Here is a 22706-nt window from a genome sequence, read left to right on the forward strand (position 1 = left end):
ATATGTTATGTAATTTCCTCATCATATTCTATATATACTATGTAAGAATAAGATGCACCCATACAATATGTGAACATGTCACACAATTCATTTGATCAATACTATTCTAAAATAATAAGGAACTAATAACATGAGTAAAACTGCAGCAGTAATTGAAGGCGATGGGGTTGGACCTGAACTTGTGGACGCTATGGTAAAGGTGGCAGAAGCTGTTGGTACCAATGTAGAGTTCGTGAAATGTGAAGCAGGTGTACAGTGGTGGGAAAAGAACGGTGGTGCAACACTGATTCCTGATGAGACATGGGCTCTTCTTGATGAAGCAGATGCTTGTTTCAAGGGTCCTACAACAACCCCTGGTGGAGCAGGATCACCAAGAAGTGTGGCAGTATCCATCAGGCAGAAATACAATCTCTATGCAAACGTTCGTCCTATCAAGACATTCCCGAACACCAACAATCCTCTTGGGGATGTAGACTTTGTCTGTGTCCGTGAAGGAACAGAGGGAATGTACATCGGTGAGGAAGTCAAACTTACAGATGATGTTTACATTGCTATAAGGAAGATCACACGCCCTGCATGTAAGAACATTGCAACCTACTCTTTCGAAGAAGCAAAGAAAAGGGGCTACGATACAGTTGTTCCTATCCACAAGAGCAACATCCTGAAAATGACCTGTGGTACTTTCCTTGAAGAAGTTGAGAAGGTCGCAGAAGGTTATCCTGGTATCGATGTATGGGAATACCACGTTGACAACATTGCACAACAGCTTATCAAGAACCCCCAGTTGTTCAACAACAAGATCTTGCTTTCAACCAACCTGTTCATGGATGTTATCAGTGAGGAATGTTCCGCACTTATTGGCAGTATCGGTCTTATCTACTCCGCAAACATCGGTGACAACTTCGCAATGTTCGAACCAGCACACGGTTCAGCACCAAAATATGCAGGTCTGGACAAGGTAAACCCTGTGGCAACCATTCTTGCAGGCGCATGGATGCTTGACTATCTTGGTGAAAGCGACAAATTTGCACAGATCTTCAAGGCAACAGAGGATGTCATTTCAGAAGGCAAGCATCTCACCTATGATCTTGGTGGAAAGGCATCTCTTAGCGAGATGACCGACGCTATCATCTCAAAGTTGTAAATTAAAAATTATACGTAAGTCCGGCTCTGGCGAGAATGAGACTTTTCGCATAAGGCTTAACGCCTTATGCACCATCTTTTAATTGTGAGTTCTCCATTAACGAAATGAGGAATTTTAATTTAGTCAATATTTCCTTTCAATTTCTCAAGAAGTTTTTCCATCTCATTGTCCATCTCTATTAATCTTGAATCGACATACTGAAGCGTTTTAAGTTTTATAGCATCAGGAGTTTTATCATCTTCTTTTTCAAAGGTTTTTTTCATGATCTTGAATGAGCTTTCCAGTTCTGCCTTTTGTTTCTCGATGTATTCTGTTTTTTCTTGTTCTGTTACGAACATATCAGCATTTGAGGTTGTATTGAAAAGAGATCTGAAGTCTGCACTTTTTACCTCAAGACGTTCCATGGTCATATTTATCTTCTTGACAAGTTCTGCACCTATGGCTTTGTCAAATATTATGTATTCAGTTGACATCTTTGGCACATACTCATCAGAGGGTGCATGGATGTTTTCCTTCGTCTCGCATATCGGGCATGATGGTATGAATACAGCATTTTTCTCATATACTCTCTGGTTCATGAATGTGGGTGAAACGATCTCAATACCATCTTCATGAAGGGCATCAATAACCGCTTTATTCAGATCTGACTTTTTTGTGATCAGTCCTGATATGTCCCGGAGAAGGCCTCCTACCTTGTATGTTACAGCATGATCGTTTAGTTCTGTGACATGTACAAATGGACTTTCAAGGTTTGTCCTTTCTGCTGCCCTTATCAGATTTTTCTCGATATGCTTCCATGGTGTATCGTATCCCAATGAAACGGTTGCAGAAATAATTGTTCCCGATGTGCTTATTGTGACCAGTGGATTTGAGACGAGTTTCAGGTTCGGTATGTTTATCAGATCACGGTCAATGGATTGTATCTGTGTATGAAGTATTTTTATGCTCGAGACCTTCCCAAATTTGTCTTCTATTCTTATATAGTCACCTGTTTTGAATGGTTTGATAATGTTCAACATCATGCCTGACATGCCGTTTGCAACAAATGTTGTCGATGACAGTGCAATGGTGGCACCTAGCAGTATTCCTAAAAAGCTCAAAAGTGTTTGTTTTGAATTGTCTGTTATTGGTAATGTGAGCAATATCAGAACAATTCCAAGAAGGGTGGCTACGGAAATTATGATCTGTTTTATCATTTTGTCCCGGGTGAATATGGCGGTTTTTCGTAGAATGTAACTTAATAATGTAAGAAGAACGAACAATGCAATTATTGTATAGATTGTTAGTTGATATTCTCCAAATAACATGCTTTCACTCCCTGGGATCCAAAACTTACTAATTCAAGAACGAAAGCAATTTTGTAATTCTATCTATAAAAGTCTGTTCAATTACTATTGAGATCATGCTTTTGGTATTGTATGGAGCGATGTATCTAAAGCTATCACTGTTCGATCATATATATGTTATGATCATCGAATTTTAAAAAAAGAATGCTGCTTATCCGCATATTAGCAAACAAGCTTTCAGAGGGTTTTTCTTCCCATACTTTTCTCAACGATAGGCTCGAAGAGGAAGTATTTTTCAACGTATGCCTGTATCTCTTCATCGGAAATGCATGAAACACGTTTCTCATTGTTGTAAAGGTTCTGTATATCCGCCTGGATAGCCCTGAGACGTGGATCGTTCTTTTCAACACTGATCTTTACGTCCAGAAGATCATGAAGTGTATCCTCTACCTTGAAACGCAGAACTTCAATACCCGATGAATCGCCTATAAGGAAAGCCCTCTTTCCTCCAACTACTTCCGGTGGATAGGGCTCATAGGTGAATGGGTTCTTGATGACGCCTGCTGTGTGGATACCGGATTCGTGTGCAAAGACATTGTTTCCTACAATGGATTTGTTCCTTGGGATCCTGATACCTATCTCTCTTTCCATGAATTTAGCAAATTCGAAAAGGGATTTGAGATCGTACTTATCAAAGCCTTCTATCCTCCTTTCGAGGAATAACAACAACTTCTCCAATTCAGCATTACCTGCACGTTCGCCGATGCCGAGGAAAGTCACATTTGACCAGTTAGCACCGTGCCAGTACCCAGCGATGGAATTTGCCACAGCAAGACCGAAATCATCGTGACAATGGGTCTCGATATTGACAGCTTTTAGCTCTTCCTTGACATGTCTGACCATCTCGGGTATGCCGAATGGTTCTTCAACATCAACAAAAGGAATTCCGAACCCAATGGTGTCACAAAGACGGATGGTGCATTTTGGATCGATCTCAAGGATCTTCTTGATCATTGGATAGACAAAATTAGTGTTATCCGCACGTGTCATATCTTCAATATGTGCACGTGTCCTAAGCCCGTGGTCTACCGCATATTGTAATGCATCAAGGTATTTTTCCTCGGCAGCTTCCCTGCTTGGCAGTCCCATCTTATCAAATATGTGTACATCTGATACGGACATCAATATTCCTGTCTCTTCGATAGCACCGATATCCAGTACCAGATCAATGTCACTGGTGGCAGCCCTTGCCCAACCGGTGACCTCTGGGAACTCATAACCTCTGTCTAACATCATGCTAATGGCGTTTCTGTCACGGTCATTATACACAAATGTCTCAAGTTTTTCAATTCCGATATTGTGCAGATACTCATAGATCTTCACTTTGTGATCTACCTTTAATACAATACCGGGCATCTGAGCCCCATCGCGTAGGGTACTATCACTTATGCTTACTTCCTGTCCCTTCGGAAGTTTGATCTTTGGAAGATCTTCATAAGTTTTGTATAATTTCATAAAATACCTCCTTGAATGTAATCGACTGTCTCAACTATTGTTATCTGGAATCAGTATTATCTGTGTGCATTCCACCAATATAATTTCATAAAACTGGTAACAATAGTCTGTTTTTCGCAATTGTACCACTTAGAGAAAACATAACCTGATCTGTGTATTAACGCTATGATTTAGTATCTGTAAGACGTTATCCTTAAAATGTCTTTCTTTTTTGTGCCATTAATTATGCTAATAATTATTAATTATGTCAAATTATATTTGCATGTTCCTGTGCTTTAACGGAAGCTTTATTAAGCTCATTTTATATGGTTACAAACCCTTATATCCTTATAATTTTAGACCAAAGGTGATCATCATGTGGAGCACAGTACTCAATAAGTTCGAAAAACACCCTGCACAGCAGAAGGTAATCAAGTTACTCTTCGAACGTGGGTTTCAGGTAAATGGCGATGGCAAAGTAACATCAGGCTCAATTGAGATCCCTCATACTCAGCTTGCAAAAGAAGCAGGTGTAGATCGAAGGGTGGTAGATGCAACCACTGAGACCATACTCTCGGATGAACTTTTGAAGAATATATTCCAGAACGTCACTTCCATACCTTTCCTTCGTGATGTGGCTCCAGCTCTCGGTCTTGGTGTAATAATAATAACTCCTGATGATGCTGCGAACGTTGGTATCCTGTTCAGCGTATCACAGGTGATATCTAACCACAACATCAGTATCAGGCAAGCGGTATCCGATGACCCGTATTTCAACAGCAAAGCGATGTTGACCATAATCACAGATTCCAAAGTACCGGGGGATATTGTAAATGAGATCTTACAACTCCCCGGCGTAAAAGGCGTAAGTATCTACTGATCCTTTCACAGAACAGCTTTTGCAAATGCTCTGAAAACCCCGATCAGATGACGTGAGTTCATAGGGTTCAGTAGTTTCTTGAGGAGTATGGATGGATGGTCCATATCTCCATATTTTGTGATAAGTTCAAGAATCGCATTATTGTTCATTGAGCCGATAAGGTCATCCAGCTCTTTATCGGTCAACCCGCCTACAAAATCGTGTATCTTCATTCCTGTTCTAAGTTCACGACCAAGAGCTGATTTCCATCTGCTTTCATATTCTTTCAGTCGGTTTGCCGAAAAGTTTTCCTCACTAACAGCTTCGGCTGCAACCTGTCCAGCCATCTTTGCACAAACTGCACCCGTATATACGCCACCCCCTGATGTCGGTTTAACCTGTCCGGCTGCATCACCTGCAATGAGAATACCATCCGAATATGTTCTCTTGAGCGGACCGATCGGTATTCCCCCAACAACAAGGTCTAGCATATTGTTGGTGCAATTGCCTGCAAGATGTTTGTTCTTGTTCACAATTTTCCTCAGGTAGTTTATTGCATTGTGTTCATTACCTGGTTCTACTGCCAGTCCTATCCTTGATATCCTTTCATTTACGGGTACTGTCCATGCAAAGAATCCGGGTGCCTGTGAGCCAACGAACAATTCCACAAAATCAGTGTCATTTGAGCTATAAACGGCTTCGATCTGTACTCCTGAAAGAATCCTATCAACTTTCCCAAGCCCTGTATATCTGGCAACGTTGCTCTTGACACCATCTGCACCGATGACAACTTTAGATCTGACGGTTATCATCTTTCCCATGTGGATTACTGAAAGAAGTTGTATGCCGTCCTTTTGTTGAATCCCTGTGACCCTGCCCTTAAGCATAAGCTCTGCTCCGGTATCAACTGCAAGTGATACAAGATGGCGGTCAAATATCTTCCTGGAAACTACGTAGGCCTTTGTCCGCTTTCCATCAATAGGCAAACAGGTTCCGTTAGGAGAATTAACGAAAGCCCCGCGGACACTGTTCAGTACAAAATCATCTTCAGGGCGCACATCACATTCCGAAACAGCACGCGTACTTAATAATCCTGTACATTCTACGGGAGATCCGATGGAAAAATGCTCTTCGATGATAAGCACCTTCGCACCGCCCATTGTTGCATAACGTGCTGCGGTAGAGCCCGTTGGTCCTGCACCGACAACCACTACATCGTATATCATTGGAAGTTGACCGAAATAATATGTATCTTCTTCATCACTGTTCGCTTAGGATCACATCCGCTCCAATGGAACGCATTGAATCGAAGAAGTTCGGATATGAGATAAAGATGGCTTCCGCGGTATCGATGGTCGTATCACCTGCGATCATTCCGGCAAGTGTCAGCGACATCACTATGCGGTGGTCGTGCCAACCGTGGACATCTGCACCTTTAAGCTCTCCTCCTTTGATGGTGAGTTTGTCCTTTTCCTCACTTGTGGAAATTCCCATTTTGTCAAGCTCTACAGCCATTGCATGAAGCCTGTCGGTTTCCTTATATCTGACGTGTTCTGCATTTGTAATGACAGTCTCACCTTCTGCAACTGCACCGAGAACTGCGACCGTAGGTACGAGGTCAGGTGTTGCACCGGCATCCATTGTAATGCCGTGAAGCTTACCACCATTTACCTCCACTGTACCTTCCTCTTTGTTCCAGTATATATTGGCACCCATTTCCTTGAGGATATCAATGATGGCAGCATCTCCCTGCATAGATGGGTATAAATTATTGACCTTGATCTTCGTATCTGTCATTGCAGCTGCTGCAAGAAGATATGATGCTGAAGAAAAGTCTCCTGGTACTGTATATTCCTTGAGTCTATATTTCTGATTACCAGGTATTATGAACTTAAGGTTCTGATTATCTTCCAAATATATTTCGGCACCGGCTTTCTCCAGAATGTCCAATGTGACATCGACATAAGGTCTGGATTTCAGTTCTCCCTTTATTGAAAGCGTTGTACTGTTCTTTGTCAGTGGACATGCAAGCAGCAAGGCTGATATGAACTGTGAACTTATGGAGCCGTCTATCTTTGCGATAGCACCTTTTAATCCTCCGGTGACCACAATAGGTGCACACCCGTCCCCACGTGTCGATATGGACTGAACTCCAAGGTCATTCAATACCTGAAGCAGTGGCCCGTTAGGTCTTGATCTTATGGAATTATCTCCTGTGAGGACGGTAGTTCCCTGGCCAAGAGCCGCAATAGCTGTCATAAAACGAAGCGTTGTTCCGGAATTGCCAACATCGATAACGTTGTCAGGAGTTTGTGGTTCTCCGTCAACACCGCTTATCAATAATTTATCTCCATCCTTCTCGATATATGCACCTAGCATCTCACATGCCTTTATTGTTGATTGAGTATCTGCAGATATCAAAGGTCTGTGAATAATGGATTCTTTTGAGAGTGCTGCAACTGTGATGGCACGATGAGTGTAACTTTTTGAAGCGGGGGCAAAGATCTCTCCGTGTACTCCCGATCTTCCCACTGTAACTTTCATTTACTGTACCCCTTTAATGATCTTCTCGATCTTATCCCAGTCATGGTCGTATATATGTGCGGAAACACTCATGGTCGTTATCGTTCCTGGTGCAAGTCCTACTTTATCTGCAACATATTCGAGGAGTTTTGAAAGCCCATAGAGGTTTGCAGGATATGCACCGGCAAAATCATGGCTTCTGAATAATGTTGTAAGATGAACTGTATCATCCCTTATTTTAAAATCGTCAATTATCATGCATGGCACTTCATCCACTTTGGTATCTATCGTTGGTACCCATGTGACAGCAGTGGCCCTGCGTGTAGTTTTGTTGTTTGTCAGTTTCTCAATGACATACTCTATCTGGTCGACCTTACCATCCCAATTCCTGAGCCGTTGGCCGTAGGTGTATTCGAAATCCTGTGCATTTTCGCCTGTAATAAGCTGTTTTGCATATTCTTCCAGCCTCTCATGGTTCCAGGCGCTATCCTCAGGTATCTCGTTACTGTATGGGTCCTCGATAACAACCATAAGGTTCATGAATTCACGTATCTGGCTTCCACGCTCATCTGTAATTAAACTTCCATGGTTCCATATGACATTGAGTCCTCGATACCATGCATCGCTTATAGTCCGGGCTTTTATGAGCCTTCCAATTGCAGCATCATGCGTCATGACAAATTCTCCACTAATGAACTTAAATAAGCATTATCCTTCTAATATAGGTATCTGTTCAATGTTCAATAATGTTCATTGATATGCATCCAATGTCTATAAAATCGGTTCAAAAAACGTAGGTTAACAGCTCAAACCACGTTTTGTCCGAAAAATATTCTATTTATCGGTCAACGAAATCATTTCCCAGTCAAAATCATGAATATTCGGACAAATTGATTTTTCGTTCATATCAACTTTTTGGTAAAATAACAGTACAATCGAATTTATTTATAAAGACTGTAATTTAGAATAGAACTGTGAAGGATGTGAGATTATCGAAACAAGAGACAAAATAATTCTTGTAACAGTATTTTGTACATTCATTTTGTTGACCGCCGCCATCCTGTTCATGCCATTTATAGTCTCTGGACCTGCTTCTCATTTTTTTGTAGTCCAGAACCATGATGTAAATGACCACTCTGTAGTTATCGACGTATTAGGTTCACGCAACATTTCCATAATAACAGAAACTTATGAATTAGGACCTAAGAGCAATATTTTCCGAAAAAGACCTCTGGGATTAAAGTTGCCACTATCAAAAGGTGAGTTTGTGTTTAATGTCAATGTGGATAACAAAACTATGAGAACATATAATGTAGAAGTGCCACATCCACATACAATGGTCAGCATAGGGCTATATTATGAAGATTATACAGGAAATGTGACTCCAATCACGGTGGAAGTGGTGGCAGTTGAATAATCATCCTAAATATATCTGCTTAAATTGTATCAGATTATTCAATATAATTTTCGGTCAAATATACGAATTTCTAGTCAAATTGCCGAATTATTGGTCATATTGATTTTTCGGACAAAGCGCTCAAAACAGAAAAGATAATAAACTTCTAATCTCTTCAGTGACCATAATGGAAGATGTTAGTTTCTGCTATACCATAGGTTATGGTAACAGGTCTCTTGAATACCTTATTGATATGGTGCAAAGTTTCAACATCAGCTATTTAATGGATATTCGTAGTTATCCGCATTCGGTACGCGAGGATTTCAATAAGGAGAATCTCGAGAGAATGCTTCCTAAGAACAATATTGTCTATTCTCATTGTCCCGGTCTCGGAGGCTTGAGGGATGGGAGCTATATGGATTATACAAAGACCGATGAGTTCAGTAAATATTACTCTTTGTTAGTTGATAAAATCAGATTTGTCAATAATGCGGGTTCAGGCATCGTTCTAATGTGTGCTGAAAAAAATCCGAAGGATTGCCATCGATACCATTTATCAAAGGTTCTCGAATCTTCCGGGATAAAAGTAATACACCTGACCGATCCTGGTCAGGTAGATCTTTTCATGTTCTAAGTGATTACATTTCGTCCAGGCGGCGTATCCTTTCCTCTGTGGCTGGATGTGTACTGAACAATTTCATCAGTGAGCTTCCTCTCAGAGGATTGACGATGAACATATGTGCTGTGTTCTGGGATGGCTGAACATCGTTCTTTCCTGGCTTGTAGTTCTGTGCCCCTGATTCTAGTTTTGAGAGTGCACTGGCAAGTGCCCATGGTTTTTGTGAAATGCGTGCTCCTTCTGCATCTGCACCGAACTCTCGTGAACGTGATATTGCAAACTGTATGATAGTTGCTGCCAGCGGTGCCACTATTGCAAGTGCTATGAATCCAACAATATTTCCGCCACCATCATCATCCCTGCCTCCGATACCTCCAAAGATGGCAGCCCATCTTGCCCAGGTGGCAAGCATTGTGATAACTCCTGCAATTGTCGCAGCAACAGCACTGATCAGTGTGTCCCTGTTCTTTACATGCGCCAGTTCATGAGCAAGCACACCCTCAAGCTCTTCTGTTGTGAGGATGTTCATTATCCCGGTAGTCGCAGCTACTGCTGCATGTTTTGGATCCCTGCCAGTGGCAAATGCATTTGGCATCGATGTCTCCACGATATAAACCTTGGGCATTGGGAGTTGGGCACGCATTGCAAGATTCCTCACAATATCGTAAAGTTGCGGACTTTCAGATTCTGTCACTTCTTTAGCGTGGTACATCTTCAGGACGATCTTGTCGCTATACCAATAACTGCCGAAGTTCAGCATAAGTGCAAATGCAAATGCGATGAACATTCCGGTAGTTCCGCCGATAAGACGACCTACAATGATAAGCAGTCCTGTTAAGGATGCAAGTAATAATGTGGTCTTAAGCATGTTCTTCATGTTTTACCTCAGTAATGCGTATGTATCCTTTTTTCTTTGAAAAATCTGTATATTATAGATATATACACATACCAACACATCTATTGATTTGTAGTTCTATATAAACCAATTGGGTAATTCTGAGGGCGCTATTATTTTTACATCCCTCACGATATGAATGACAACCAATATATTATCCAAGTATAATTGCTTTCATCATGACACTTAAAAAAGGATGCTTTGAGGATTTAATTGAAAATATATCATCAGGACATTTGATGCAAAACTAATATTCTCATAATGGTCTTTGCAAATCCTTCCCTCTAAAACTATTATTCGTAGGCTAAATAATAAAAAAAGAAAGTATCAAGTCGAATGACTCAACTTTCATACTTCTTCGACTATCAGTTCTGTATCTTCTTCTATCTCGGATATCATAGCTTCAAATTCCTCGAGATCGTCCTCAAGGTCTGCGATTTCAGAATCCGTCAGTTCAATTCCTTCATCTGCAAGTATCTCATCTGCAGCGGTAGTGGCTGTATCTTCTTCTGTAACAGTATCAGCAGGTTCCCCTACGCAACCGGAGAGCATAAGTCCCATGAGAAGGATGACAACAATTCCCAGATGTTTAATGCTCACCATGATCAGACCGCCCCTGTTGAGTTATTGTCATCGGAACTGTCCTCTTCATCGTTGTCATCAGAGTCTTCTTCATCCGTATCGCCATTTAAATCATCATCATCCATTTCTTCTGTGCCGTTGTCTTCAAATTCATCCTCTTCTTCATCAGCACTGTCCTCATCGTCCTCTTCACTCATCTTTGGAGCAGCCCATTCAAGTTCAGTGCTTTCATCATCTTTCTCGATCTTGTAAAATCCTTCTCCTGAAAGGGATGTACTGCCTGTTCCTTCTGCTTTGATGGTAATGTCCTCCCCACGGACCATAACTGTAAGACGGGAACCTTCAATTTTTGCTTCTCCGGTAAAATTGTGGTAAACGAGTGCGTAGCTTCCATCTCCTATCCTGTCCTCATTTACCTGCTCATAATCTCCCTTTAGGTCAATTTCTGCATCACCAGCAAGGTCTTTGATGACGATCATGGCATTGGTTGCGGTAAACTCAACCTCAAGTTCTCCTGAAAGTACGATCGTTCCATTACCCTCAGCATCGATCAATCCTTCGCCTGCCAGTGTCACATAGCCATGTCTGAATCCTTTCATTTCCTGGATAAGTGCTCTAAGTTTGATGTTTGCTTCATTTGTCATACTTATGGATTTACGGAGCTGTTCTCCAGCATCTTCGTCCCCATTTTGGTAAGCTTCTCTTGCACTTTCATGCGTTTGTTTTGCTTCCTCGATAAGCGCATTGTAGTCATCAAGCATTTCCTGGAGTTCTTCAGTATCTTCGCCTTCCTCGGTCAAACTGTTGATCTCATTCTGGAGTCTTTCTGAAACACCATCTGTTTTCTCAAGATAGTTAACAAGGCCACTGTTGATCTTCTGTGCTCTCATCTTGTTCAGGTCTTTCTGAGCATCACTCCATATCTTCCTTATGTCCCTTGTTGTTTCGGAGAGGTCTTTTCTGGTATCTGCAGCAGCCACATCATCTTTCTGTGCTTCAAGCCTATTGATGTATGTGTCAATTGTCGCATTGACATCCTCTGAATAGCTTCCGTCTTCCTTGATAGTTTCAAGACGGGTAACCATATACTCGATGGTGCCGGTCAGGTATTCTTTTGCTGCATCCAGTGCTTCTGTGGTATTTAGTTGACCTTTTGCCTGCAATGCTTTAGCGTTTTGGAAATTTCCTCTTAGTTCTTCATAGCCTGCCTTTGAAAGCTGAACTTTGCTCCTTGCCCGGTTATTCTTCATTTCCATTTCCTGGATAAGCTCAGGTGTGATGTTCTCATCTTTATGTTCCTGTAATCTTATCCTGTCTGTATCCATGACTCCAACACCATTATCTCCATGGTTAGCAGCCAAAGCTGTTGCAGGAAGAAGACTGAATATCATCAATATAGCACCGATCAGTGCAAACCCCTTCATTGTTTTGTTCTTCATAACTGGTTACCTTCCTTTGTTTGATATGTGATACGATCTTGATGATCGATATAATGAACTTACAAGCTCAACTTTGGATAGGTGGGATATAAGCTTACTTTAAATAATTTTCAGAATTTAGAATTTCTAAAGTATTATTAGGGCAATATAAAGCATTATTTTACTTTATAATACTTTATATTGAACTATTTTGTCCATTAAGATGCAAAATTAAATTATTTTCCAATATAATCTTAAATACCACGTATTGATCTTAAATTCCCCCCTCTCTTTTATTTTAGACTGTTCAGCTATTCAATATTTTCGGTGGAGCATTAATTATTATTGCAGAGATTGGCAGTAACTTCAATAATGCGAATTGGTTAATAAAAAACTATAAAAGTGGAACCCGGCAATATAATACTGTGAAAGTCAGGTCATTATTTTGGTTTCTTGTTTGTATTCTAGCATTAATACTTTTTATTGTTCCGGTAGGAGCTGTTGGAACTGCAACGATACACGGTGCTATCTATGAGTGGGACACCTTTGAACCTCTTGAAAATGTCTTAATTGAGGTAAATTCCACTCCACCACAGTCTATAGTTGCAAAGTATGGTGTATATTCCCTGGACCTAGTTCCAGGTGACTATGAGATAGTTGCCACTTATTATACTGGTAATATTCTCGTAGCGTCAACACAGGAATCGATAACAATAAGCGATGATGGTGATTACATAATAGACCTTCTACTTCTTCCTTCTTATGAAAATGAGGGCCTTGAGGATGCTGAAATAACCAATTTAAGCGAAGCGTTTGAAGCCGATTCCCAGATGATAGAGGATGATAAGGAAAGCCCATATATGACCTATCTGGCAATTCTGCTACTCGTTTTTGTACTTGTTTTGTCAGCATATGTTTATTCAAACAAGAAAGGGGCGAATGAGGACCTTTTAGTAAATGCTTCCTCGAATTGGGTTAATAGTGCTAGTTTGCCAGACGAGTCTCTCTCTGTTGATGGGGGGGAGGATGGTTCTGATAGCATTACTGTTGACGATGTGGAGCCTATTTATATTGCCAATGGGGCCGAAACAAATGTTCTGCCTGATGATCTTCGGGAAGTTCTGGATATTGTTATTGACAATGGTGGACGGATAACCCAAAAGGACTTGCGTGGGAAATTACGATATTCCGAAGCGAAGGTAAGTTTGATTGTCTCTGATCTGGAAAACCGCGGACTTGTGGACAAGTTCAAGAAGGGGAGGGGAAATATTATTATAATTCCCGATGACAAGAAATAAGTTGGTTTTGCTTATGCCCGATATTAAGAATTGGAGATGTCTCTTATCAATACATTTATATGAAGAATACCTAAGAGGGAACACATGAGAGTTTCAATGGACATTGAATTAAAGGACAATCCAGGACAATTGCTTCTGGCTTTGAATCCGATTTCGGAGCTAAAAGGGAACTTGAAATCGATCGTGCATCATCATGAAGAACGAACTCCAAGAAGTACCATTCCGGTACAGCTTGTTTTTGAGATCGAACCAGCCAATCTTGAGGTCCTTATAGTTCGTCTTGAAGAGAATGGAATTGGTGTTGCAAGGGTTGATGAGAAGCGTTTCACAGAACATGGTGCTGTCCTCCTGATCGGTCATATAGTTCATACCGATATACAGGATACCATTGACACTATTGATCAGACTGGTTATGCAGAGGTCGTGAACATTTCGCTTTCAATGCCACAGATCGCCATGCGTTCTTCTGCTTCTTTAAAGATAGATGCTGTGGGCAAAACAGAGCTTCATGAGGCAATCTCGATCCTGAGGCAGGTTGCGATCAAGAAAGATCTTCTGGTGATAGAACCGATTGAAGCTGAAATTGCATAAAGGTGATATTTCAATGAGAAAAGTACGTGCATCCATTATTGGATTTGGTTCGGTTGGACAGGGTGTTGCAGAGGTCCTTCTGAGAAAGGATGGTTATTTAAAGTCTCTTGGTATCGACCTCGATGTTGTGGCCATCGCTGATTCCAAAGGCGCTGAGGTGAATCCTGCTGGTATAGACCTTAAAGCTACACTTGGCAGAAAGCGGGAATCCGGTACTGTTGCAATCGATGATCTGACTGGCGAAGATATTATCAAAAATATTGACCATGATGTTGTTATTGAGACCACTCCAACTGATATAGAGACCGGTGGCTGTGGTCTTGTGAACATGCTTGCTGCTTTTGAATGTGGCAGGCATGTGGTGACCTCCAATAAAGGTCCTCTTGCATTGAAATATAGGGAGCTTGCCGAAGCTGCGAAGGAAGCTGACCGTAAGTTGCTTTTTGAGGCCACTGTCGGCGGTGCGATGCCTATCATCAATCTTGTGAGGGATACACTTGCCGGAAATGAAATACTCAGTGTGGAAGGCATCCTTAACGGCACATGTAATTACATTCTGACACGTATGATGGAAGAGCATGCTTCTTATGACCAGATGCTTGCAGAGTCCCAGGAGCTTGGTATTGCTGAGACCGATCCTACCTATGATGTGGAAGGTATTGACACGGCATGTAAACTTGTCATTCTTGCAAATTCCATATTCGATCAGAATGCCACTTATCAGGATGTGGACGTTACCGGAATTACCAAGGTAACTCTGGAATCTCTTTCTCTTGCTTATGATGAAGGCTATGTCATCAAACTTATAGGAGAGGTCAAGAAGGACCGTCTTCGCGTTTCACCACGCCTTGTACCATCATCCCATCCGCTGGCTGTCGGTGGGACACTGAACGTTGCATCGGTGTGTACCGATCTTGCAGGAACCATTACGGTTACAGGAAGAGGCGCAGGTTCTATTGAAACTGCAAGTGCTGTCTTGAGTGACATTGTGTCTATCTATAAGGACTGATAGTTATCTGGTTACTTGATAGGAATGGCAGGGAGATCTACTAATGACCGACTTCAAGGAATTCGCTGATGTTTGTAAACAGATAGAACATATCTCAAGTTCACTGGAAATGACAGATGTTGTCTCGGATATGTTAAAGTCGATATCGACAGAGGAACTTCCTGTTGTGACCCATTTTGTGATGGGGGACGTTTTTCCTGCATGGAGTGTTGAACAGCTTGGGGTGGGTACGAGTCTTTTGTATAGTGCCCTTTCGGAATCATCCGGTCTTTCCCTGAAAGAGATTGAGGACCTTGTCCGTTCCACCGGTGATATAGGGGAGACAGCGGTAGCAGCACTTGGTAAGAAGAAAAAGAATAAGAAAAAGAATCAAGCATCGCTCTCATTTTTTTCGGAGGATGCAGCTTCTGTCTCTATCTCCATAATGGATGTCTTTGAAAGGTTCCTTGATATTTCCAGATATTCAGGTGCAGGTTCGCAGAGTTCTAAGATGAGGAACCTTCAATTCCTTTTCAATTCTTCCAGCTCCGAAGAAGCACGGTATCTTGCCCGACTGACTATCGAAGACCTTCGTATTGGTGTCGGTGAAGGTATCGTTCGTGATGCTATTTCAAAAGCTTTCGATGTTCCGGCAGGGGATATTGAACGTGGTTTTATGTTAACGAACGATCTGGGTCTTGTGGCAGTTGCTGCAAAAGAGGGTGGTATTGAGGAGATATCAAAGCTCAGGATGGAGCTTGATCGTCCGATAAAGATGATGCTGGCACAGGTTACGCCTAGTATTGAAGCTGCGATCAAGGATCTTGGTATGCTGGCTGTCGAGTGGAAATTCGATGGGGCAAGGGTTCAAATTCATAAGAAAGGGGATTCGATCAACATCTTTTCGAGAAGGCTTGAGAATGTGACATTATCTCTGCCGGATATCGTTGAGGCAGTGAAGCTTCATGTGAAGGCGGATTCCGCAATTCTGGAAGGTGAGGCTGTAGCGGTCGATGAAAATGGGGCTCCTCGTGCTTTCCAGGATATACTCAAACGCTTCAGGAGAAAGTATGATGTTGAAACAATGGTTCGTGAGATACCTTTGACATTGAACCTTTTCGATATTCTGTATCTGAATGGGGATGTACTGATGGACCAGTCTCTTTTAAGAAGAAGGGAACAACTGGTCGCATGTGTGGAGAACTGTGATAGCATCAAGGTGGATGAGCAGGTTCTCACAGATGATGTGAATGTTGTGAACGATATATATGCTGCTGCGCTTAACGGTGGGCACGAAGGGGTCATGCTAAAGAACCCGGAAGCTTCGTATTCTCCCGGCAAGCGGGGTAAGAACTGGCTCAAGAAGAAGCCTATCATGGAGACGCTCGACCTCGTTGTCATTGCTGCGGAATGGGGTTATGGAAAACGTGCAAATCTTATCGGCTCTTATGCTCTGGCATGTTTTGACCCGGAAGATGGAAAATTCCTTCCGATCGGCAAAGTAGCTACAGGTTTTTCAGATGAGCAGCTTGCTGAACTTACTGAGGTCTTTTCCGAGCTTATTATTGGTGAATCCGGTCGGGAGATCGAACTTAAACCTGATGTGGTGTTCGAGATCGCATTCGAGGAGATCCAGAAAAGTACGAACTATGGTTCAGGATATGCTCTCCGTTTCCCTCGACTTGTAAATGTGAGGGAAGATAAATCTCCGGAAGAGGCTGAAACGATAGATCGTATCGAGAGCATCTATTTATCACAGAGGGGCTAAATCCTTTTTTTAAAAAAGGATGTTTTGGCTCTGTAGAAAACGTCTCAAAATCCACATTCTTATACTGAAATTGAGATTATAATCCAATATCTTGCAACACATTCAATAATATTTTTAAATTTGATTATTGTCCGAATGTTGAGGATTTCTACAGAGCCGAAAATACAAAAGTATTCAATGAGTAAAGGTATTTTCATTACTTTAACGTAGAAATCATTGATATTGAAAAAAAGGTAGTGGGTGCAAAATATTGCAATCCACTATTTTATTATGTTTTAAGAGATACCAGTGAAAGACCCAGTTTCTTTTCCAGATCCTTTACTTCTTTAGCAGCATCTTTATTTAAGTCTGCATACACTATTTTTTCACCTGAAAAAGCAATTAAGGTTATACCGAATTTGCTTTCTAGATCAGTGATAGCTTTCAGATTGTCGATGTTTATTTTTGAATAACTCCACATTTTTAAAACCGCCAATAGAATCTAAATTCGATTAGCGAATATATGATTTCTCTGACATATTCATATATATAATTAGTATTATATTCATCAGTTGGCAAACATAAATACTCATAAAATAGTATATATTGTCTTTGTTGATCGTAAGAAACATGCTTTTCTTGAATAGTACTTTGCATAATATGAAGCAGAATTCCAAAAGTGCATGTTTGTTTTATGAGTTTCCTTGACCTCAACATTTTGATTATATTTCTATTGAAGTATGGGCGAATGCTCTGTGGTTCTTGAATATATATTTATGTATATAATTTTTCATACCTATTTGAACAAATTTTAAATGTTTTCATTTCGCTGCATCACCTATTCTACAAATTTCTAGCGTCACAGTGTTAATACAAAAGTATATATTTAATTTATTTAGTATTACGTTTTAACAAATAAGTAACACTAAAAACAACGATTATTTAAAAAAATATTACTTATCGGTATTACTAAATGTGTACTTATTAAAAAAGGAGGAATGATATATTAAGATTAAACTAGCTAAAACGGCAAATATCGCAATGTTAGTGTTCATATCGCTTATTCTTGTTGCCGGCATCTGCTCTGCAGACTCGGTTAAAGTACGTGGAACTATTCTTGACAGTGGAAATGTATCTTCAATCGCATGGGATGGTTCTAACTGGAATGCTCTTTATTTTGCATTGAATGATGTAGGTTCTAATACGGAATCACTTTGCTATGAGAATATTGATCCTGAAAATCCTGCAATTGGCGTAACACCTGATAACAATATTATTGATAAAAAAGAACTCATCTATAGAACTCATACATACCATAAAAAATATAAACTGAGTGCAAAAACTGATGCCAATGCAGTCTCTACATATTCTGTCATACCTTTGTTCAGTAAAAAATACATTGCCGTTAATAATGATGCAAGTAAAATGACAACGCTCATCAAAGAACAGGGTGGCGGTGCCGAAAAGACCCTGAAAGAAGGTGAATCCTGGGATCTGGGTAATGATTATAGCCTGAAGTTAAATCAGTTGGATGCAGATGCAGGCAAAGCCTTTGTTATTCTCTATAAGGACGGGATTGAACTGGATTCAGATGTGCTTGACATGGATGGCACAGATGATGACCGGGCTTTCATTGTAAAAGACGATCTTGCAGGAATAGATGATCTGGTATATTTTGTTACATATCTTGAAAATACATTCAAAAGCACTTCCGAGTCTTTTGCTATACTCAAATATACTTGGTTGATAGACAAAGATAATGTCATAACCATTAAAAAAGGAGACAAATTCGGTCTTCTCAAATGTAAGGATGTTTCAGAAAATTGGATAAATATGTCCAATGATGTTGTCATCACTCTGGAAATGGATAATACTGTATATTTTACTGATGACTGGTATTTCCAAACCTCAAAAGCAAGTAAGGGGACAAACGGAGGATACCTGTTCTACCCTGCAATGGAAGTAATATTTGAGATGGAAAACGAAAATGTCGTAGAATTCTCTTCTTCACCTGAAAGTGATCCTGAATTAGTGAATGAAGCTGCTTCACAGGCAAAAGCAGCTGTCATAGAGGATGCAGCACCCGAGTCTTCTTCTATAGGTGCAAATAGTGCGAACTATGAGCCTGCAGAAGAGATCCGATCCAGTGCAAGTATTCCTGGCTTTTTATCAATGACCGCGATCGCGAGTCTTGTGTTTGCTCTTTTCATTTTAAAATGTAGGGTGGATTGAGTTTTATCATAAATTTATTCTAAAATCAGTGGTGTGATATTATGAAAAATAATTCGGTTGATTGGAATATGGTCTGGACAGAAATGATGCAGGCCAATCAGAAGGCAGACCATCAGGAACGTGGTGACTGTGCAAAACTATGGGATAGCAGGGAGAATGCAGAACGCTTCTGGAAGAGATCTCAGAAAAATAAGGGAAGGATCGAAAAGACATTGAAAGAACTTCCTCTAAAGAAAGGCTCCAGAGTGCTGGATATTGGGTCTGGTCCCGGAAGTCTGGCAATACCTCTTTCAGAGAAAGTGGCCCATGTAACTGCTGTCGAGCCTGGAAAAGGTATGATGGAACTTCTGCAGGAAAATATAAGCAAGTATGGAATAAACAATATTGGCTGTGTCAACAAGAGGTGGGAAGACCTGAATGTTGAAGATGACCTGGAAGGTCCTTATGATATTGTAATTGCCTCCTTTTCACTTGGTATGCCTGATATAAGGAATGCAATCGAAAAAATGCAAAGTGCGTCTTCAGGGCATGTATGCCTTTATTGGTTTGCAGGTGAAACACCATGGGAAGCCCATTCCTACAATCTGTGGCCGGCCATGTATGGAATGGAATATAGTCCCGGTCCCAAGTGTGATGTACTTTACAATCTGCTCTATAGTATGGGTATCTTTCCGGATATGCATGTATTCCCACTTGAATTCACTAATGATTTTGGTTCAATGGATGAAGCCATCGATTATTTTAGATCCCGCTATACTATCGAGACAGAACAACAAGAAATAATGCTCAGGAATTATCTGGAGGAAACACTGGAGCAGCAGGACGGGCTGTTTGTAGACCATGGTCATTCTACCAGAGTAAAGATCTGGTGGGAAAAGGAAGTGATCGATTGAAAACTCTGCTCTGTGGAAAAGGTGGTAGTGGCAAAAGCACGCTTACTGCCTTAATTGCAAAATCCCTGTCTGAAAGGGGTTGCAATGTCCTAGTTATAGATAACGATGAATCCAATTTCGGTCTGCACATGCAAATGGGTCTGGAATTACCAGATGATTTCTTGAACTTCTTAGGGGGAAAGAAAAACCTTGTCGGGAAAATGATGGAAGCTTTTCCAAAGGGTGAAAAGCTCAGCCTGTTCGATCATAAATGGGAAATATCAACTATACCGGAAGGTTATGTCACCAGAAAAGGAAATCTCTCTTTGATAGCAGTTGGAAAGATCCATGAATTCGGAGAGGGCTGTGCATGTCCGATGGGCGCTCTTGCAAAACAACTGATACAGAACATCGAACTAGGTGAAAATGATTTTGTTCTTGTTGATACTGAAGCTGGGATCGAACACTTTGGCCGGGGTGTGGAAGAAGGCTGTGACGTTCTTTTCATGGTAGCAGATCCTTCCTATGAATCCATACGTCTTTCTGAAAAGATTAGTAAGCTTGCAGACAATTCCGGAAAACCGCTCTACTATATACTGAACAGGGCCGAAGGAGCAAGCAGGGAGATATTATCTTGCGGTATATCCGAAGACAGGGTAATCTCTACTGTTCCCATCTATGAGTCTATCTTCAAAGCCGGTCTTCTCGGAGATGAGTTTCATATCTTTGTTCCTGAGGTGAAGATGGTCGCTGATTTTTTGATAGAACATAAATCTAAATAAAGTTTCAAAATTCTGTATAACTTTTGGAGAATTCCAATGAAAGTAAACATATCGATTATCTATTTAGCTCTGCTCATGCTTGCAGGGTCTGTATTCTCACCCGTTGCTCTTGCTATGGATGGGAATACTATGGAGATTACACGCAACGTTCCTTCCAGCTTATCATTCGGAGAGGCCGTTGAAATAACACTGGAAATTACAGGCGAGATTCCTTTTATGGTTGGTATTGTAGAGACTATACCTGAAGATTTCTCTTTTCCTGAAGACGATCCTGATGTTTCGGATGCAAGATTTTTCAGGGTTGACAGAAATACCGGCAAAATCGCTTTTTCTGTGAGTGATGAAGATGAACTCACATACAGAGTGATCCCTTCTGGAACTGAAGGAAGTGCCTTTGAGGGATATTGGGTTGATATGCTTTTCCAGACCCAGGAACTTAACGAAGGTAAGGAAAGATGGATCCCCCTCATAGATCCGAATGCCGCTTCAACTACAATTACTGCCTCATCCGGCATTGCATCTGCTTCAGAAGAGGTAGATTACGTTTCTACTTCAAAAGCACCGGGTTTTGGAGTATTTCTGGCTTCATTGGCAATTATTGGCTGCTTGCTTGTTTTCAGGAGAGATAATTCCCGAGGTGATAAGGAATGAGACCTAAAATTATGGTTTTAGCTGGGATCTTAATGTTTGCAGGCTTACTTGTTTCTGTCATGGCTGCAGCAGCGTTACCCTCAATTCTTCCATGTGACAACGGTGATGGCATACTTACTGAAAAAGAGGTTTCAGATACAGTATGTGATTACATGCTCGACGACAGTTCTTATTCACTCGATGATGTAGGCGATGCTTCATACATGCTTACTTTCTGGAATGGTAAAGCAAAAACAGTAACTGATGCTCATGAACGGAAAGTTACTTTATACAGACCCATAGAGAGAATTATCACCACCAACCCCGATAATTCCAGAATGATAATTGCTCTTGGTGACCTTGACAAAATAGTTGCTACTGATGAATGTACACGTTCCGGATGTATATTGCCACGAGACGAAAATGATGAAAAAATAGCTGAGAATGCATGGGAAGCTCTCCAGATATATGATGGAGGTCAGCTCGATGATTTTCCGGAGACAAATACTCGCAAAGAGATCGATTATGAAACCATGGCGATCCTTAAACCAGATGTCATTTTCGATGCAACCTGGTACAACAGAGGGGATCTGATCGAGGAGAAGGTCGGGTGTCCATGTGTTGTTGCAGGCGCAGGTTTCACTTTTACAGAAAGCTATGAGCACATTCAGTTGATGGGAAATGTTCTGGATGAGCAGAAAAGAGCTGATGAACTGGAGAATTATGTCCGTTCAAAAGTTGATATGATCGAATCCGTGACATCACAGATCGATGATAGTGAAAAACCAATAGTCTATTTCGCACCCAGAGGTGCTAAGAAAGGTTTCTATGACGCTGTTGAAGGAAGGGATTTTACTCGTACGGAAGCAGTTTATGAGCCATTGGACATTGCAGGTGGCATAAATGTTGCAAAAGATTGCACAGGCGAGAATATTAATGTTCCAGCAGAGCAGATAGTTGCGTGGGAGCCGGAATATATCTTTGTCGCATGGTCATCCACTTCATCGTTGGGTGAACCAAACGGTGTCGATTTTGTAATGGAGACTGCTGAACTTTCAGAGATCCCTGCTGTACGCAACAATGATGTCTATGCCTGCATCTATCCATACTGCAGAGGTAGACCTCTGGACAGGAGCCTTTTGAATATGATGTACATGGCAAAATGCCTGCATCCAGAAGAGTTCAGTGCCCTTGACCTGGAAGCAGAAGGAAATGAGGTATATAGGCAAATACTGGGAATTGATGGTGTTTATACAGAATTGGCAGAATATCAGCCTTTCCTGAAGGAAGTAAATTGATACAGCCTGTTTACTGGAACATGGACTTGTGGAGGCTATGTGGCTGTGTCTT

At 41.1% G+C, this 22706-nt stretch carries 22 protein-coding genes; 13 read left to right on the top strand and 9 right to left on the bottom strand.

Annotated features, from left to right (window positions below):
* Positions 1-130: 130 nt before the first annotated feature.
* Positions 131-1144, top strand: a complete 1014-nt coding sequence (locus tag MBUR_RS05520) for an isocitrate/isopropylmalate dehydrogenase family protein (RefSeq protein WP_011499151.1) — start codon at positions 131-133, stop codon at positions 1142-1144.
* 119 nt (positions 1145-1263) lie between these two features.
* On the opposite strand, the gene MBUR_RS05525 is transcribed toward MBUR_RS05520, so the two are convergent.
* Both MBUR_RS05525 and MBUR_RS05530 read right to left on the bottom strand, forming a co-directional pair.
* A complete protein-coding gene (locus MBUR_RS05525) occupies positions 1264-2451 on the bottom strand; it encodes a mechanosensitive ion channel family protein (protein ID WP_011499152.1) in 1188 nt (395 codons plus the stop codon).
* A 216-nt stretch (positions 2452-2667) separates the two neighbouring features.
* The gene (locus tag MBUR_RS05530) at positions 2668-3945 is read right to left on the bottom strand and encodes a homocitrate synthase/isopropylmalate synthase family protein (RefSeq protein WP_011499153.1); all 1278 of its coding nucleotides are present in this window, start codon (positions 3943-3945) and stop codon (positions 2668-2670) included.
* A 355-nt stretch (positions 3946-4300) separates the two neighbouring features.
* On the opposite strand from MBUR_RS05530, the gene MBUR_RS05535 reads away from it, so the two are divergent.
* Complete coding sequence (locus tag MBUR_RS05535) at positions 4301-4804, top strand: amino acid-binding protein (protein ID WP_011499154.1); 504 nt, start codon at positions 4301-4303, stop codon at positions 4802-4804.
* A 5-nt stretch (positions 4805-4809) separates the two neighbouring features.
* On the opposite strand, the gene MBUR_RS05540 is transcribed toward MBUR_RS05535, so the two are convergent.
* The 3 genes from MBUR_RS05540 to MBUR_RS05550 are packed head-to-tail and all read right to left on the bottom strand — an operon-like array spanning position 4810 to position 7981.
* Positions 4810-6009: a geranylgeranyl reductase family protein gene (locus tag MBUR_RS05540; RefSeq protein WP_011499155.1), complete on the bottom strand. Its 1200-nt coding sequence runs from the start codon at positions 6007-6009 to the stop codon at positions 4810-4812.
* Between the two features lie 34 nt (positions 6010-6043).
* Complete coding sequence (gene aroA / locus MBUR_RS05545; protein WP_011499156.1) at positions 6044-7327, bottom strand: 3-phosphoshikimate 1-carboxyvinyltransferase; 1284 nt, start codon at positions 7325-7327, stop codon at positions 6044-6046.
* Entirely contained in the window at positions 7328-7981 is a 654-nt protein-coding gene (locus tag MBUR_RS05550; protein ID WP_011499157.1) for a thymidylate synthase, read from the bottom strand.
* Between the two features lie 370 nt (positions 7982-8351).
* Here MBUR_RS05550 and MBUR_RS05555 point away from each other — a divergent pair, with 370 nt between their 5' ends.
* Together MBUR_RS05555 and MBUR_RS05560 are read left to right on the top strand one after the other, a co-directional pair.
* On the top strand, positions 8352-8723 hold the full coding sequence (locus tag MBUR_RS05555) for a hypothetical protein (protein WP_052286213.1): 372 nt from the start codon (positions 8352-8354) through the stop codon (positions 8721-8723).
* 166 nt (positions 8724-8889) lie between these two features.
* Entirely contained in the window at positions 8890-9336 is a 447-nt protein-coding gene (locus MBUR_RS05560) for a DUF488 domain-containing protein (protein WP_011499159.1), read from the top strand.
* Between the two features lie 4 nt (positions 9337-9340).
* On the opposite strand, the gene htpX is transcribed toward MBUR_RS05560, so the two are convergent.
* The 3 genes from htpX to MBUR_RS05575 all read right to left on the bottom strand — a co-directional run bounded on the left by htpX (position 9341) and on the right by MBUR_RS05575 (position 12237).
* A complete protein-coding gene (gene htpX / locus MBUR_RS05565; protein ID WP_011499160.1) occupies positions 9341-10198 on the bottom strand; it encodes a zinc metalloprotease HtpX in 858 nt (285 codons plus the stop codon).
* A 366-nt stretch (positions 10199-10564) separates the two neighbouring features.
* On the bottom strand, positions 10565-10819 hold the full coding sequence (locus MBUR_RS05570) for a hypothetical protein (protein ID WP_011499161.1): 255 nt from the start codon (positions 10817-10819) through the stop codon (positions 10565-10567).
* Positions 10820-10821: 2 nt separating this feature from the next.
* Positions 10822-12237, bottom strand: a complete 1416-nt coding sequence (locus MBUR_RS05575; RefSeq protein WP_011499162.1) for a hypothetical protein — start codon at positions 12235-12237, stop codon at positions 10822-10824.
* A gap of 404 nt (positions 12238-12641) precedes the next feature.
* Here MBUR_RS05575 and MBUR_RS12970 point away from each other — a divergent pair, with 404 nt between their 5' ends.
* The 4 genes from MBUR_RS12970 (at position 12642) to MBUR_RS05595 (ending at position 16861) form a co-directional block, all read left to right on the top strand.
* On the top strand, positions 12642-13514 hold the full coding sequence (locus MBUR_RS12970; RefSeq protein ID WP_011499163.1) for a helix-turn-helix transcriptional regulator: 873 nt from the start codon (positions 12642-12644) through the stop codon (positions 13512-13514).
* Between the two features lie 84 nt (positions 13515-13598).
* Positions 13599-14105: an amino acid-binding protein gene (locus MBUR_RS05585; protein ID WP_011499164.1), complete on the top strand. Its 507-nt coding sequence runs from the start codon at positions 13599-13601 to the stop codon at positions 14103-14105.
* A gap of 13 nt (positions 14106-14118) precedes the next feature.
* Positions 14119-15114 (top strand): homoserine dehydrogenase, encoded by a 996-nt coding sequence (locus MBUR_RS05590; RefSeq protein WP_011499165.1) that lies wholly within the window; start codon positions 14119-14121, stop codon positions 15112-15114.
* A gap of 43 nt (positions 15115-15157) precedes the next feature.
* Positions 15158-16861, top strand: coding sequence for an ATP-dependent DNA ligase (locus MBUR_RS05595; protein ID WP_011499166.1), 1704 nt, complete (start codon positions 15158-15160; stop codon positions 16859-16861).
* A gap of 268 nt (positions 16862-17129) precedes the next feature.
* Here MBUR_RS05595 and MBUR_RS05600 read toward each other — a convergent pair whose 3' ends face one another.
* Positions 17130-17336: a hypothetical protein gene (locus MBUR_RS05600; protein WP_232222102.1), complete on the bottom strand. Its 207-nt coding sequence runs from the start codon at positions 17334-17336 to the stop codon at positions 17130-17132.
* Positions 17337-17881: 545 nt separating this feature from the next.
* Between MBUR_RS05600 and MBUR_RS05605 the strand changes: the two genes are divergently transcribed.
* Genes MBUR_RS05605 through MBUR_RS05625 form a run of 5 tightly spaced genes read left to right on the top strand, consistent with a single transcriptional unit; the run spans position 17882 to position 22654 of the window.
* On the top strand, positions 17882-19072 hold the full coding sequence (locus MBUR_RS05605) for an S-layer protein domain-containing protein (protein WP_011499167.1): 1191 nt from the start codon (positions 17882-17884) through the stop codon (positions 19070-19072).
* Between the two features lie 41 nt (positions 19073-19113).
* Positions 19114-19965, top strand: coding sequence for a class I SAM-dependent methyltransferase (locus tag MBUR_RS05610; protein WP_011499168.1), 852 nt, complete (start codon positions 19114-19116; stop codon positions 19963-19965).
* Positions 19962-20726, top strand: a complete 765-nt coding sequence (locus tag MBUR_RS05615; RefSeq protein WP_011499169.1) for an adenylyl-sulfate kinase — start codon at positions 19962-19964, stop codon at positions 20724-20726. Before MBUR_RS05610 ends, MBUR_RS05615 begins: the two co-directional genes overlap by 4 nt.
* A 36-nt stretch (positions 20727-20762) precedes the next feature.
* A complete protein-coding gene (locus MBUR_RS05620) occupies positions 20763-21377 on the top strand; it encodes a hypothetical protein (RefSeq protein WP_011499170.1) in 615 nt (204 codons plus the stop codon).
* Positions 21374-22654 (top strand): ABC transporter substrate-binding protein, encoded by a 1281-nt coding sequence (locus MBUR_RS05625; protein WP_011499171.1) that lies wholly within the window; start codon positions 21374-21376, stop codon positions 22652-22654. The genes MBUR_RS05620 and MBUR_RS05625 overlap by 4 nt, the downstream gene beginning before the upstream one ends.
* The last annotated feature ends 52 nt before the right edge of the window (positions 22655-22706 follow it).

Origin of the sequence: Methanococcoides burtonii DSM 6242 (assembly GCF_000013725.1) — an archaeon.
Classification (GTDB): Archaea; Halobacteriota; Methanosarcinia; order Methanosarcinales; family Methanosarcinaceae; genus Methanococcoides; species Methanococcoides burtonii.